This is a genomic window from Flavobacterium reichenbachii, assembly GCF_002217435.1.
GTDB lineage: Bacteria > Bacteroidota > Bacteroidia > Flavobacteriales > Flavobacteriaceae > Flavobacterium > Flavobacterium reichenbachii.
Window position 1 is genome coordinate 209,407 of the sequence record NZ_MUHF01000002.1, and the last position, 15,928, is coordinate 225,334.

Consider the following 15,928-nt stretch of genomic DNA (forward strand, 5'->3'; position numbering starts at 1 on the left):
TTTTTAGAAGTATAGAGGCAAAGTTGAAATTATTCGACTGGAATGAAAATTTCAAACTTTGCTCCTTGATTTAATATTCCTTCTGCTTTGATAAACCCATTGTGATTTTCTACAATTTTTTTCACAATTGTAAGTCCGATACCTGTGCTTTTTAGCGTTTTGGTATGCAGGGACTGAAAAAGCCCAAATATTTTTTCGCTGTACATTTGATCAAATCCAATTCCGTTATCTGCAATTGTTATCTTACTATAATTCTTATCACTAGATAGTTTTTCGTGTTCTGATTTTGATCCGACTATAATTTCAGAAGATAATTTTATAACTAATTGTCGTTCTGGATTGGCAAACTTTAAAGAATTTGACATCAGATTGTAGAGCAATTGTCTGAACTGAAATTCTATTATTGATAATTTTCCCAAATCTAGCAAGTCAAACTGTGCATTTTTGTTTTCTGTCTCTTCAACAAGATCTTCAATAATTTCTTTTGTTATGATATTGAGATCTTTTTTCTCAAATTTTCTTTCGTCAAATTTTGTTCTCGAATAAGCGAGTAGGTCGTTAATCAAATTTTGCATTCGAAATGCTGAACTTCGAATTTTAGTAAACGCAGTTTTGGCTTTGTCTGAAAGTTTATTTTCTTCCTCTCGCTCAATTATATCTGTGAAAAACTGAATTTTTCGCAGTGGTTCCTGAAGATCGTGACTTGAAATGTAATTGAATGCCTCCAATTCGTGATTCATTTTTTCAAGCGAAATGTTTTTTTCGATCAGTTTTTTCTCGGTTTCAGAAAGTATTTTATAGGCTTCATTTTTTTCAACCTCTTTTTCTTCAATAAGACTATTCTTTTTTTCTAAAAGTATTTTGTCTGCTTGTGCCTGTTCGATTGTTTCTAAATGAAAAGAAATTAGTTCGGCAAATAAACGGAACATTTCTTGAACTTTAAATTCTTTTAAACTGTTTGGGTTGGGATCAATGGCACACAAAGTACCAAAGAAAGTTCCGTCTCTACGAATAATTGGGATAGATATGTAACTCTTAAGCTTGTAAATTCTTGGAGTATGATGATTGTGATATTCGGGATCTTCACTCACATTGTCAATTATAATAGCTCTTGGATTTTTTCTTATGTCGTCGCAAAGTGTTGTTTTTACTTCTAATTCATCGCCAACTTTTAAGCCGAATTGTAAGTTGTCAACGGCGCTGCAAGTGATCCATCGGTCCTCTGTTACTCTGGCTATTGCGGCAAAACCCATTCCAGTAGTTTGGCATATTACATTGAGTAAATTGGGAATAATTGAAATTTTTTCAATGTTAAGTATGTCTTGTTTAAAGTTTTCTTGTAGCACTTAGACAGGGTATTTTTATTTTTTAAAATTACAACTTTTTTATGCTTTATTGTAATTATTGGCTAAGAATGCGCTTACGGACTGTAATTATTTTTTAGATTTTAATTTTAGAAAAATTATAAGTTGTAATTTTGCAGCTGGATTTGCGTGAGGGATAGGAGCAAACTACCGAAGTAGTGTGTATAGCCCGACCGCATTTGTAAAAGGCGCGTATGTGCGGCTTGGTGAGTGCGCCTTTTGTAAATGGGGTCACGCCCAGATAATAACACAATTAAATATAAATAAATATGAAATTTTTTATTGACACAGCTAATTTAGCTCAGATTAAAGAGGCACAAGCTTTAGGTGTTTTGGATGGTGTAACTACAAATCCGTCTTTGATGGCGAAAGAAGGTATTACCGGAAAAAACAATATTTTGAAGCATTACGTTGATATTTGTAATCTTGTAGAAGGTGATGTGAGTGCTGAAGTTAATGCTTTGGATTTTGACGGAATGGTTAAAGAAGGTGAAGAGCTTGCTGAGTTACACGAACAAATCGTAGTAAAACTGCCAATGACAAAAGAAGGTGTTATGGCTGCTAAATATTTTTCTGATAAAGGAATTAAAACTAACGTTACTCTTGTGTTTTCTGCTGGTCAGGCTTTATTGGCTGCAAAAGCTGGAGCAACTTACGTTTCTCCGTTTATCGGGCGTTTAGATGATGTTTCTACAGATGGTTTAAACCTTATTCAGGAAATTAGAGAAATCTATGATAACTATGGTTATGAAACTCAAATCTTAGCGGCTTCTGTTCGTCACACGATGCATATTGTAAATTGTGCTAAAATTGGTGCTGATGTTATGACTGGACCTCTTTCTGCAATTTACGGTTTGTTGAAACATCCATTGACAGATATCGGATTGGCGCAGTTTATTGCTGATTTTGAGAAAGGTAACAAGTAGTTTTTACATAAAATAATATAATAATCGCTGTTTTTCATTAGAAAGACGGCGATTTTTTTTATTTTTATAGTTGTAAAACTCTGTATATGAAAAAGTTATTAATTTTTTTGATGTTTTTTTCGGCTGTTTCGCAGATCAATTCGCAAGCTAAAGTAATAACGAGCGTAAATGAGGCTGGAGATGTAGCAACTTATGAACTGGATTGTTCGGTTAAGTTTCAGACGTTGGCAAAAGGTTTACGGTATAATATTACCAGACACGAGTTTAGAGGGCCTGAGATGAGAAATTCTTATCGGATTCTTTTGGTAATGGATGGTTTTTATTCGAAAACACTTAATAAGGAGATGACGATTTCTGCGGTATTAAGTGACGGAACTGTTTTGAAATCAAAAAAGGTAATTGAAGATGATGGCTTTTTTGATGGTGCGTGTACTTTGAGAATAAAAGATCCTGAAACGCTTTTAAAAGCTCATATTGATAAAATAATCGTTCATGCTGATAAAGATGTAGTGTATACTTTGTCTGATCAAAATAAGGCTGTTTTTAAAAAGAACTTAAAAGCTGTGATGACGGCTAAATAGAATTAAGATAGCAATAAAAAAAATCCAAATTCCAATTATTGATATCATTGGAATTTGGATTTTAAAATTTAAAATTTTTATAAAGATTTAGTGTCCGCCACCTTCGCTGATTACGTGGCTTACTCCTTGTTTCTTTAAAATTTTAGGGCAGTAGAAACCGTAAAATGCTAAATAAGCAAAACCGATAAGCGGTACAATATACGAGAAGTGAGTGTATGTAATACCAAATATTCCGTTTGGATTTGCAGCGTCTAAATCACAAATACTTCCTTGTACTAATGGAATTACACCACCACCTAAAATCATCATAATTAAGAATGAAGATGCTTTTCCTGTGTTTGTTCCTAAACCTGCAATTGCTAAATCGAAGATTGACGGCCACATGATAGATAAGAATAAACCTCCTGAGATGAAGAAGAATTTTGCAATTTCCGGATCTGGCCATGCTAATCCTAATGCCATCATAAGTAAACCTGAGATTCCGAAAAGCATTAATGTTTTTCCTGCGTTTTTACCACCTACAAAACTTACCGCTATAAAAAGTAAAATCCAGAATGGATAGATGTAAAATGATGAAACATCGTGTGCAGCAAAGATGTTTGCTCCAATAATAACAGCAAATCCTAAAGCTGGCACAATAAATTTAAGTGCAATATTCATTAGGTTTGATGTGTTGAAAACATTCGCCCCGCCATTCCAACGGCCGATCATTAAACTTCCCCAGTATAATGCGATAAAAGGAGCAACAGCATCTTCGAGAATTTTCCCGAATTCGTTAGTATGAAGTAATGCAGGTAAGTTACTAATTATGGTAACTTCTGTTCCTACATAAATAAAGATTGCTAACATTCCTAAATACAATTGCGGATAATCCAGAATGTTGAATTTGGCATGTTTATTTTCGATTGCAGCTTCTTCTATTTTTGCAGGATCTTCAATTTTAGAAAAATACATAAAGATAGCCACAGCAATAAAGGCAATACCTAAGATGATGAATGGTAATTTGATATCTTCTAAAGAAAGATTTGTTTTTTTGTTATCTCCCATTCCAAATAATGCGATTCCTAACAAGATTGCACCAATTGTAGTACCAAAAGAGTTTACACCTCCAGCTAATGTTAGTCTATGTGCACCAGTTTGCGGACTTCCCATTTTGATGGCAAGCGGGTTTGCAACAATCTGCTGAATAGAAAATCCTAAACCAACTGTAAATAGAGCTGTTAAGAAGAAAGGAAAACTTTGCATTGTTGCGGCAGGAACAAACAAAAATGAACCAACTGCAGAAAGAATTAATCCGGCTGATAATGTTTTCTTATACCCAAATTTTTGTAAAACATCTGATTTTAGTGATACTAAAAAGAAGATAATTGATCCTACAAAGTATGCAGCATAAAAAGCCCACGCCACTAATTGTGATTGAACTTGTGATAAAGTAAATACTTTTTTGAAAACAGGGATTAGGATGTCATTGGCTGACCCGACAAATCCCCAAAAAAAGAAGACGATTATCAAAGAGATAAACTGTCCCCATTTGGTTTGTACATTTTCTGAACTCATAATAGTGGAGTAAGGTTAATTTTTTTTTAAAAATAATGTTTTTTGAAGACCGTAAATATATTTGTTAGAGGTATCAAAAAAAAATTATTAGACATAAATAATGTTAAATTTAAACCAACGGCACTATTTTTTCAACAATGTGTTAATTTTTAAGGCTTTAAAAAACGAAGTTTATAATTGCATTTTATTCTAAAATCTTATTTTTCACCTCTTTGCTGTAGTTTCTGCCAATAGGAATCGTGTAAGATTGTATCTGAATGCGGTTTCCTTCTATAGATTTGACCTTATTTAGCGCAATTACATAAGATTTATGAATTCGCAGAAAGCGATCTGCAGGTAATTCTTCCGATAAAGAAGTGAGTGATTTATGCGTAATATAGGTTTTCTCGGGGGTTACGACTTTAATATATTCCTTCATTCCTTCGATGAATAATATTTCTTCAATATTAATTTTCATCATTTTTTTATCAACTTTAATAAAAATATGAGAATCGCCTTTTGCCGTTTCTACTTTTATATTGTTTTTTAAATTGTATTCGGTTGTGATTTTATTGATACATTTTATAAATCTCGGAAGCGGGATCGGCTTTACTAAATAATCTAAAACATCAAGATCATAGCTTTCTGCAGCAAATTCTCTAAATGCAGTTGTAATAATGACCTTGGTTTTGTTTTCGATTAAACTAATTAATTCAAAACCGGTCATCATAGGCATATTGATATCTAAGAAAACAGCATCTACCGGAGTGCTGTTTAAAAAATCAAGCGCTTCTAAAGAATTATTGAATGTAGCGGCTACTTCAAAGTCGGTAAAATTAGTAAAATAATTTTGCAGGACTTTGATAGCTAACGGCTCATCATCAATCAACACGCATTTAATCTTCATTATCAATAGGTATTTGTAAACGGATTATATAGTAGTTAAATTTTGTTGAGTATTTTAAACTGAAATTGTTTTTGTAAATTAACTTTAATCTTTTTTTGGTATTCAATAATCCTATACCGCCTTTGTGATTAAGATTTTGTGAATTTACAAAATTATTTAGGATTACAAAATCCAGTAATTTATTGTCTGTAATCTTACAATTGATTTTGATTTTTAGGTTTGGATTATTTAAACCGCCATGTTTAAAGGCATTCTCTACGAGTGAAATAAATATTAGCGGCGGCACTACAACATCTTCTATATTCGATTCGAGATTTATGGTCACTTCTACATTATTAAAACGAAGTTTTTCAATCTCAATATAATTCTGAATATAATCTATTTCCTTGATCAACGGGACATATTTGGTGCCTTTTACATCATATAAAACATATTCCATCAAATAAGACAACTTGATTATTACATCGGGAACTTTGTTTGAAGATTCTAATGAAAGGGCATATAAATTATTTAAGGTATTAAAGAAAAAATGCGGCTGAATCTGGTTCTCCAGATATTTCAATTTTATCTTAAATTGATTTTCTCTTAAGGAGCGGTTTCTTTCTCGTTCTCGAAGCCAGGTCAGTGTGAGATAAACAGAAGAAGCCATTGCAAGTACGTACAATTCTCCGATACATACTGCGACGATGTGATTAATTTCGAACGGATGATATTCTCTATTGGCTTCCGGCCAGATATTTTCAGATATAATATAGTATGTGAGTGCAGTTTTTAGTAAATAAATTCCAAACAAACTTGCCAGAAGTGCAAAGGTAAATTGAATGTATTTCTGTTTTAAAACGAATTTTGGAACTAAAACAAAAAGATTAAAATAGACTAGCGGAATATGCAGTGAAAACTCTATTAAATTGGACTTGAATGAATACGGATAATCATTAAAATAAGCACCCCATCTTAAAAAATTAAGAGTAAAATAGCTTCCCCAAAACCAAAAGTGATTTTGAAGTTTTATGTTAAATTTTAATTTCTGAATTTCTTTCAATTAAAGTGATTTTGGAATCTTAGGGCTATAATAATATTCTGCAACTTTAAACAATTACTTGGTAAATGACAATTTTTTTGAATAAAATTTTATAAAAAATATAAAATGGTAATTTATTTATGAGATAGAACGTTTTCGTAAAACCCATTATTGAATGTTTTATGTCGTTTGTTTAAAGTTTAGAGTTGTTGGTTTAAATTATTTTTTTTAACAATACGTTAAGAATAATTTTACCTCATAACTAACAAAATATATAAACATGAAAAAAATTTTCTTAATCTTTATGATTGCTTTTACTGCGCAAGTATCTCTTGCCCAGGTAAAAAGTATTAAAGGTGTGATTACAGATTCTGATGGGATGCCGTTACCAGGGGCATCTGTTGCTGTACAAGGCGGTCAAAGAGGTTCTACTACCGATTTTGATGGATTGTACTCAATTGAGGCGTCAAAAGGACAAACATTAGTTTTTAGCTATGTTGGTCTTGAATCGCAAAGTATAGTGGTAGGAGATGCCGCTACTATTAATGTAAAAATGGGACAAGCGCAATCTAATGCATTAAATGAAGTTGTTGTAACTTCATTAGGTATCAAGAAAACAAGAAAATCTTTAACGTATGCAGCACAGGAGCTAAAAGGAGAAGAATTAACTCGTGTAAAAGATGCTAACCTTATCAATACAATTGCTGGTAAAATAGCCGGTGTTGCCGTAACAAAGAGTTCTGGTGGAACTGGCGGATCTACAAAAGTGGTTATTCGTGGTAATTCATCTTTGTTAAACAGCCAGCCATTGTACGTTATTGATGGTATCCCGATGTTGAACGCAGGTTCAGGACAGCCAAATGAAACTTTTGGTAGTTTATCTGGAGGTAACCGTGACGGTGGTGATGTTGTTTCCTTAATTAACCCAGATGATTATGAAGGAATGACAGTTCTTAAAGGTGCTGCAGCCTCTGTATTATATGGTAGTCAGGGAGCTAATGGAGTAATTTTGCTTTCATCTAAAAAAGCTAAAACTGGTAAATCTAATATTTCAGCATCATCAGTAACTACTTTTGAAACAGCTGCTTATTTACCAAAATTTCAAAGTGATTATATTGCTGATGCGGGAGCTGATGAAACTTGGGGAGCTGCTGGAAAAACAAAGGATCACGTAAAGGATTTCTTTAATACAGGTACAACACAAATTACATCTTTAGGCTATTCTGCTGGATCTGAAAATTCATCTACTTCGCTTTCGTATGCTAATACTTCTGGTTCTGGAATTATGCCAGGAAATAGTATTAAGAAAAATAATTTTGGTATTCGTCAGACAGCTAAGTTTTTTGATAATAAATTAAGCATCGCTGCAAATGCAAACTATACAAGCCAAAATATTATTAACAAACCAGTTAATGGTCTTTATTTTAATCCATTAACAGGAGTTTATTTGATGCCAAGAGGAAATGACTTTGATTATTACAAAAATAATTACGAGGTTTTTGATCCAAATAGAAACTTAATGGCTCAAAACTGGATGACTAATAGAGATATTATGCAAAATCCATATTGGGCAATTAATAGAAATAAATCTGAAGATAAAAATAATTATTTTAATGGTGCTCTGGCAGTATCTTACAAAGCTAATAATTGGTTAAGTATTGCGTCAAGATATAGCTACAATAGAGTTGAAAGCAATTTTGATAAAAAAATATATGCTACAACACAAGGAACTTTATCTCACATAAATGGTAGATATATAAACGAGAGCGCTTTAAGTACACAACGTTACGCTGATTTAATAGCTACAATCAATACAAACATTAGTACTGATTTTAATTTTACAGCTAACATTGGTACAAGTATAACGAATACGCTGAGTAATCAAAAAACAATTTTAGATTCAGGAATTGGTACAGGTCTGCAATATGCAAACTGGTTTACATTGCATAACTTCAATTCTAATTCAGGTAATTATCAAACTGTAGATTCTCAAAAAGAAGTACAATCTGTATTTGCTGCTACAACATTTGGATATAAAGATATGTTGTTTTTAGATGTTGCTGCCAGAAACGACTGGTCATCTACATTAGTTAATACTGATAAATCAGGATATTTTTATCCTTCTGTTGGTTTAACAGCTCTTATTAGTGAAATGGCAACATTGCCAGACTGGATTAACTTTGGTAAAGTAAGAGCAACTTATGCTCAGGTTGGTAATGATATTTATCCTTTTATAACCTCTCCTACATACTATTACAGACCAGGATTTGAAGATCCAAAACCATCTGTTGGACCAAAACCAGGAGAAACATTAAAACCAGAATTAAAGAGCGAAATTGAATTTGGTACAGAGTGGAGAATGTTTAATAATAGATTAGGTTTTGAAGTGTCTTATTATAGTTCTGAAACTAAAAACCAATATATACAGGTAAAAGCACTTGAAGGAAATGTGAATGGATACAGCTTCTACGGAATTAATGCAGGAAGTATTGAGAACAAAGGTTTTGAACTTGTTTTAAATGCGGGTATTTTTAGAGGAGATAAATTTTCTTGGGATTCGGCAATTAACTTCTCACAAAATAAAAACAAAGTAAAAGAAATTCCAGAAGAATTAGGAGGAAGAGTAAACCTTACTGATCCGGGTGTAAACAGCTATCAATATGCTGTTATTGAAGGAAGACCATTTGGAGTAATTGAAGGTAAAAATATATTGAAAGATGATCAAGGTAGAATTTTATTAGATGCAGATGGGAAAATTCAAAAAACAGGTTTTCAAGAAATTGGAAATGCCAACCCTGACTTTATGCTAGGTTTTTCAAACTCATTCAAAATAGGATCTTTCTTTGCAAATGTATTAATTGACGGACGTTTTGGCGGTGAAGTAATGAGTTTGACAGAATCTCAGAATGATTTTTTCGGAGTTTCTAAAGCAACAGGAGATGCAAGAAATGCAGGCGGTGTTAAAGTAAATGCCGTTATGCCCGACGGTACTGCTGTAACCACAATGGATGCTAAATCATATTATTTTACTCAAGGTGTGGCAGGTAGAGAAGGTGCAACCGGAGAATATATGTATGACGCAACAAATGTAAGTGTAAGAGAGATTTCTATAGGCTATAATTTTAGTCCAAAAAACTTACCATTTATTCAATCAGCTTCTATTTCGTTAATAGCTAGAAATTTATTCTTTATTTATAAAGATGCACCATTTGATCCGAATATTGCATTAAGTACAGGTCAAGGTTTACAAGGAGTAGATATTTATGGTTTACCATCTACTAGAAGTATCGGTCTTAATTTAAATGTAACTTTCTAAAATTAAAAACATGAAACTAAATAAAATAACAAAAACAGCTATCTGCTTATCATTACTTGCAACAGTAGGTTGTACAGATAATTTTGAAGATATCAATACCAATAATAATGGTATTACGCCTGAATTATTTCAACAGGATTTTAATCATATCAAAGGTGGTTTTGCGCCAATTTTTAATAATATTCAAACTATAACAAGTCAATTAGAGTGGCAATATCAATTGCAGCAAGGGTTGAATAGTGATATTTGGTCTGGATATATGGCTACACCAACACCTTTTGGAGGGTCAAACAACACAACTTATAATTTAAATGATAACTGGAATGGCTTTGTTTGGAGTATTGCATATTCAAATGTTATGTATAATGCATATAATATTGAACAGTTAGCAAAGGGCAAATATGATCAGTTTTACGCATTAGCTTTAATATTAAAAGTTGAAGGAATGCACAGAGTAACAGATACTTTTGGACCTATTATATATTCGAAATATGGAACAACTGACGCTACAATTGAATATGATTCTCAGCAAAATATTTACAATCAGATGTTTTCTGAATTAGATGTTGCTGTTACCGAATTAACAAAAAGAGTTGACTCTGGTGATGATGGAACTGCTTCTTTTGGTAAAACGGATTTATCAGGTTACGCAGGGAAATTTGAACAATGGATTAAGTTTGCTAATACATTACGTTTAAGATTAGCGATGCGTATTGTAAAAGTAGATCCAGCATTGGCTAAAACTCAAGCTGAAAAAGCAGTTGCTCAAAAATTTGGAGTAATGAAAACAAATGCTGATTTATTTCAGATTCAATCTCCTGTAAATACAAACCCTATTGCTACAATTAGTGGTTCTTGGTTAGATATTCGTATGGGGGCAGATATGGAATCAATTTTAGGAGGTTATAATGATCCACGTATTGCAACATATTTTGATACATCTGCTCAATTTCCAGGGGAATACAAAGGTATTCGTACAGGTATCGAAATTACAGCCAAAGGAGATCACCAGGATTTTTCAGGTATCGGAGCTGTTGTAAGATCTAAAAATATCGTTCTAATGACTGCTGCAGAGGCTTATTTTTTAAGAGCAGAAGGAGCATTAAGAGGATGGAATATGAATGGAGATGCAAAAGCATTATATGAAGCTGGAATTACAACTTCATTTGATCAGCGTGGTGCTTCTGGAGCCGCTGCTTATATTACAGATAATGTAAAAACAGCTAAAGCATATGTTGATCCTAATTTTCCGGTAAATAATGCTGCAGCAGTAAATAATGTTACTATTGCTTGGGATGCTGCGGCAACCAATGAAGTTAAATTACAAAAAATCATCACCCAAAAATGGATTGCTGGTTTTCCTGAAGGACAAGAAGCATGGTCTGATTACAGAAGAACAGGATATCCAAAGTTGTTTCCGGTGCTTAAGAATACAAGTGGTGGTAAAATAAGTACTTTATTAGGTGTACGAAGAATCAATTTTGTACAATCTGAAATATCTCTAAATAAAGGAGGTGTAGATTCAGGAATAGCCAAACTTGGCGGTCCTGATACTGGCGGAACCAGACTTTGGTGGGACACTGCTGCTGCCAATTTCTAAAAAATAAAGATTAAGAAAATATAAGTTTGGTTAGTAAATGGTACAAATGGCGAAAGCTGCTTGTACCATTTCAAAAACCAAAAGGGTAAATACTATAAAAAGATAAGAAATGAAAAGTGCTTTAGAAATAAAACCAGATATCAGTTATAAGAGCGCCGGAAAATTTGAAGAAACAAGATTTGAAAAAATACATAACGAAATCTTCAAAAGTTCTACTGAAGCTTCGGTAATAGCAGCACAGGAAATCGCTCAATTAATCAGATCTAAACAAGAAAAAGGCAAATCTTGTGTATTAGGTTTAGCAACTGGTTCTTCTCCGATAAAAGTATACGAAGAATTAGTAAGAATGCACAAAGAAGAAGGATTAAGCTTTAAGAATGTAGTGACTTTTAATCTCGATGAATATTATCCGATGACAAAAGAGGATAATCGAAGCTATTACTATTTCATGCACCAGCATCTTTTTAATCATATTGACATCAAACCAGAGAATGTTAATATTCCGGACGGTACTATTGCTATTGAAGAATTAAATCAATACTGTATTGATTACGAAATGAATATTAAAAATGCAGGCGGACTTGATTTTCAATTATTAGGAATTGGACGTACAGGTCACGTTGGTTTTAACGAACCCGGATCTCACATTAATTCCGGCACAAGAATTATTACACTCGATCATATTACCAGAATAGATGCTTCATCCGATTTTAACGGAATTGATAATGTGCCTAAAAGGGCCATTACAATGGGAGTTTCGACTATTATGAGATCAAAACGAATCGTACTGATGGCTTGGGGGCAAAATAAAGCCGATATCATCAAAAGAACCATTCAGGGAGATATAAGCTCAGAAGTTCCCGCAACATTTTTGCAAAATCATCCCAATGCAACTTTTGTTTTAGACCAATCTGCAGCAGTAGAATTATCGCGTTTTAAAACTCCGTGGCTCGTTGGAGAATGTTTATGGACACAAGAATTAAAAAGTAAAGCAATTGTTTGGTTATGCCAGAAAACAAAACAATCGATTTTAAAATTAACAGACAGAGATTATAACAATAACGGAATGTCTGATCTTTTGGCACAAGAAGGTTCTGCTTACGATCTTAACATTAATATGTTTAATATCCTGCAGCATACCATTACCGGATGGCCGGGAGGAAAACCCAATACAGACGATTCTTTTCGTCCAGAAAGAGCCAATCCGGCAAAAAAAAGAGTCATTCTTTTTAGTCCGCACCCAGATGATGATGTCATTTCTATGGGCGGGACTTTTTCAAAATTGATAAAACAAGGCCACGATGTACATGTAGTATATCAAACCTCAGGAAATATTGCCGTAACCGATGATGAAGCTCTAAAATTTGCCGAAGTAGGCAGTGACTTTACAAACGCCGGCGCAAATTCTATAAATTTTAAAGCTGTAATTGAATTTTTGAATAATAAATCAGAAAATCAAATAGATTCCTTAGAAGTTCGAAAACTAAAAGGACTCATAAGAAGAAGAGAATCCTATGCAGCAACCCGATATATTGGTCTTAAAGACGAAAATACGCACTTCTTAGATCTGCCTTTTTATGAAACAGGGCAGATAAAGAAAAACCCGCTGGGCGCAGAAGATATTGCGATTGTAAAAGATATTATAGCAAAAATAAAACCGCATCAGGTTTTTGCAGCAGGAGATTTAGCAGATCCGCACGGTACGCACGAAGTTTGTCTGAATGCCATATTTGCGGCACTAAAAGAGCTGAAATCAGAACCCTATATGGACGATTGCTGGCTGTGGCTGTACAGAGGTGCGTGGCACGAATGGGACATTCACGAAATAGACATGGCCGTACCGCTGAGTCCCTCAGAAGTATTATTAAAACGACACGCGATCTTATACCATCAATCTCAAAAAGACAGAGTAATGTTTCAGGGAAATGATTCTCGCGAATTTTGGGTGAGGGCAGAAGACCGCAATAAAAATACAGCCATCCTATACGATGATTTAGGTTTGGCTGAATATGAAGCAATCGAAGCCTTTAAACGTTTTGATTATTAAAATTACTTTCTACGATTTGTTTTAAACCAAATCAAATGACAGGATTCAGATAATTTACAGCGATTAGTGAGAAGCAGCAGATCTTCTGAATTTTTGTCTTTTTATAAATTTAATATTATCAGTGATAATATTTTTCAACGCCATTAAAAATGAAATATCTATTTGTACTACTATTAGCAGGTCTGACAGCTGGTGCTCAAATCAAAAAAGAAGAGCTAAACCTAATGCCATGGCCACAAACTGTTGCTGTAAACGAGGGAATTTTTACCTTAAAGAGAGATTTTAAAGTAAACATTGTCGGAAATCCCAATCCAAGAATTTTTGGAGGAGTAACTCGTTTTTTGCGCCGGCTGGATGGTAGAACAGGAATGTTTTTCGAGCAGGGTTTTATTTCAAGATTAAATGAAGTTCCGACTGCACAATTGCAAATAAACTGTACAAAGAGCGGTAAAATAGGCTTGTATGAAGATGAAAGTTATCATCTGGATATTAAACAAAATCAGATTACAATAAATGCCGTTAGTGATTTGGGGGCTTTACACGGACTTGAAACTTTGCTGCAAATGCTCCAGAATACAAGCACTTCATTTTATTTTCCGGCAGCACAAATTTCAGATTTCCCAAGATTTACTTGGAGAGGTTTAATGATAGATGCAGCGAGGCATTTTCAGCCTATTGATGTAATCAAAAGAAATATTGACGGATTGGCAGCCATGAAAATGAATGTTTTTCACTGGCATTTGGTAGACGATCAAGGCTGGAGAATCGAAATGAAAAAACACCCAAAACTAATAGAATTAGCTTCGGACGGACTTTATTATACACAGGAAGAAATTAAAAATATTGTAAAATACGCAGATGAAAGAGGTATTTTGATAGTTCCGGAAATTGATGTTCCCGGTCACGGATCTGCTATTTTAACGGCTTACCCGGAAATAGGAAGTAAGGTAATCACGCTCAAAGGAGGAACTGCAGAAAACAACATTCAGGGTTCTGCGATTGCAACTTACGGAATCGAAAGGAATGCAGGTATTTTCTCGCCGACATTAGATCCTTCAAATCCTAAAACCTATCAATTGCTAAGCGAAATTTTTGATGAGGTTTGTCCTTTGTTTCCTGGAGCTTATTTTCATATCGGGGGAGATGAAAATGAAGGCAAAGACTGGGATGCAAATCCAAAAATACAGGAATTTAAAAAGAAAAATAAACTGGCAACCAATCACGAATTACAGACTTACTTTACGATGCAGTTGGTTCCGATGCTTAAAAAACACGGCAAGCAATTGATGGGCTGGGAAGAAATTATGACCAAAAATATGTCTAAAGATGCGATCATTCATTCCTGGAGAGGTCCAAACGAAGGCATGGTCGCCGGGCAGTCATTAGTAGATGCGGTAAAAAAAGGATATAAAACAGTTTTGTCAAACGGTTATTATATTGATTTAATGTATCCTGTAGGAAGTCATTATCTGAATGATCCAATGCCAAAAGATGCCACACTAACAGCCGACGAAAAAGCCAGAATTTTAGGCGGAGAAGCAACAATGTGGTCAGAACTGGCAACAGCATCAACTATAGATTCCAGAATTTGGCCCAGAACTGCTGCAATCGCAGAACGACTTTGGTCTGCAGAAGAGGTTACAGATTTGGCTAGTATGCGCAAACGTCTCGATGTAATTTCTTTTAGGCTGGAAGAGTTAGGATTAACACATATCAGGAATAAAGCAGTCATCTTAAGAAATATTGCAAATAATCAGAATATAAAATCGCTTAACGAATTTACCAATGTCTGCGAGCCGTTAAAAGGATATACGCGCAACAAAGGCGGAACAGAATATCAAATGTATTCTCCGTTTACCTTGTTTGCAGATGCCTGTACATCAGACGCAAAAGATGCTTTAGGTTTTGATGCTGTAGTAAATCAATATTTAGCAGGTAAAACCCCAGAGAATAAGGCAAAAGTCACTGCATATCTTAATAAATGGATAGCAGTAAATAAAGGCTTAATAGAGCTTAGCGCCAATGCACCTCTTGTACAGCCAATTTTACCTTTGTCGAAAAAGTTAAATGATGCCTCTCAGGCTTTGCTGCTTGTTTTAGATAATAAGTCGACACTGAAAAAAGATGATTTAAAAAGAATAATAGAAGACTGCAATACAAAAGAAGACGCTGATGTTGAGTTAGCAGTGTATGAAAGTTTAAAGAAATTGATTTAAAATTAGGTTTGAATTTATGTTGAATAGTTGAATCGCCATTATATTGTTATTTAGAGTTAATAATATTTTTATCTCTATTGGAGAATTCTGATAGAGATAATTCTGGCGAGAAAAAAAGCAAATTTCAAAACCTTCAAAAATATATGTTGCACTGATTAAAAATAACCACAGTATTAACCTTTAAAAACCAAATAAAAGAATAGAATAAAACATGACAAACAGAGTATAGATTGATGAGTCGTCCCAAATTTATCATTTGTATTTAAGATTAATTTTTTTTGAAATTATAAATAAATATCAATCACTGCTTACTACTGATTATGGACTAATTAGTAATGGTAATATTTATCTATAGAATCTAATTTATTTCAAATTGACTGCAGGCTTCCAACTTGTAGTTAAGCGAAACTCATG

The 15,928-nt window shown here is 33.7% G+C and carries 10 protein-coding genes; 6 read left to right on the forward strand and 4 right to left on the reverse strand.

Annotation, left to right across the window (positions count from 1 at the left end; translation table 11 throughout):
* Positions 1-29: 29 nt before the first annotated feature.
* Positions 30-1,346, reverse strand: coding sequence for a GAF domain-containing sensor histidine kinase (locus tag B0A68_RS03110; protein ID WP_262486742.1), 1,317 nt, complete (start codon positions 1,344-1,346; stop codon positions 30-32).
* Between the two features lie 287 nt (positions 1,347-1,633).
* On the opposite strand from B0A68_RS03110, the gene fsa reads away from it, so the two are divergent.
* A complete protein-coding gene (fsa, locus tag B0A68_RS03115) occupies positions 1,634-2,290 on the forward strand; it encodes a fructose-6-phosphate aldolase (protein WP_035683188.1) in 657 nt (218 codons plus the stop codon).
* Between the two features lie 86 nt (positions 2,291-2,376).
* Positions 2,377-2,871, forward strand: a complete 495-nt coding sequence (locus B0A68_RS03120; RefSeq protein WP_035683189.1) for a hypothetical protein — start codon at positions 2,377-2,379, stop codon at positions 2,869-2,871.
* An 87-nt stretch (positions 2,872-2,958) separates the two neighbouring features.
* Here the strand turns inward: B0A68_RS03120 and B0A68_RS03125 are convergent, their stop codons facing one another.
* The 3 genes from B0A68_RS03125 to B0A68_RS03135 all read right to left on the reverse strand — a co-directional run bounded on the left by B0A68_RS03125 (position 2,959) and on the right by B0A68_RS03135 (position 6,356).
* Entirely contained in the window at positions 2,959-4,428 is a 1,470-nt protein-coding gene (locus B0A68_RS03125; RefSeq protein WP_035683190.1) for an MFS transporter, read from the reverse strand.
* Between the two features lie 184 nt (positions 4,429-4,612).
* Positions 4,613-5,314, reverse strand: coding sequence for a LytR/AlgR family response regulator transcription factor (locus B0A68_RS03130; RefSeq protein ID WP_035683191.1), 702 nt, complete (start codon positions 5,312-5,314; stop codon positions 4,613-4,615).
* Positions 5,304-6,356 (reverse strand): sensor histidine kinase, encoded by a 1,053-nt coding sequence (locus B0A68_RS03135; protein ID WP_035683193.1) that lies wholly within the window; start codon positions 6,354-6,356, stop codon positions 5,304-5,306. The genes B0A68_RS03130 and B0A68_RS03135 overlap by 11 nt, the downstream gene beginning before the upstream one ends.
* A gap of 259 nt (positions 6,357-6,615) precedes the next feature.
* Here B0A68_RS03135 and B0A68_RS03140 point away from each other — a divergent pair, with 259 nt between their 5' ends.
* The 4 genes from B0A68_RS03140 to B0A68_RS03155 all read left to right on the forward strand — a co-directional run bounded on the left by B0A68_RS03140 (position 6,616) and on the right by B0A68_RS03155 (position 15,514).
* On the forward strand, positions 6,616-9,651 hold the full coding sequence (locus tag B0A68_RS03140; RefSeq protein ID WP_035683196.1) for a SusC/RagA family TonB-linked outer membrane protein: 3,036 nt from the start codon (positions 6,616-6,618) through the stop codon (positions 9,649-9,651).
* A gap of 10 nt (positions 9,652-9,661) precedes the next feature.
* Positions 9,662-11,251 carry a RagB/SusD family nutrient uptake outer membrane protein gene (locus B0A68_RS03145; RefSeq protein ID WP_035683197.1) on the forward strand — a complete coding sequence of 530 codons (1,590 nt, stop codon included), beginning with the start codon at positions 9,662-9,664 and terminating at the stop codon, positions 11,249-11,251.
* Between the two features lie 109 nt (positions 11,252-11,360).
* Positions 11,361-13,298 (forward strand): glucosamine-6-phosphate deaminase, encoded by a 1,938-nt coding sequence (gene nagB, locus B0A68_RS03150; protein WP_035683199.1) that lies wholly within the window; start codon positions 11,361-11,363, stop codon positions 13,296-13,298.
* A gap of 149 nt (positions 13,299-13,447) precedes the next feature.
* Complete coding sequence (locus B0A68_RS03155; protein WP_035683201.1) at positions 13,448-15,514, forward strand: beta-N-acetylhexosaminidase; 2,067 nt, start codon at positions 13,448-13,450, stop codon at positions 15,512-15,514.
* Positions 15,515-15,928 lie beyond the last annotated feature (414 nt).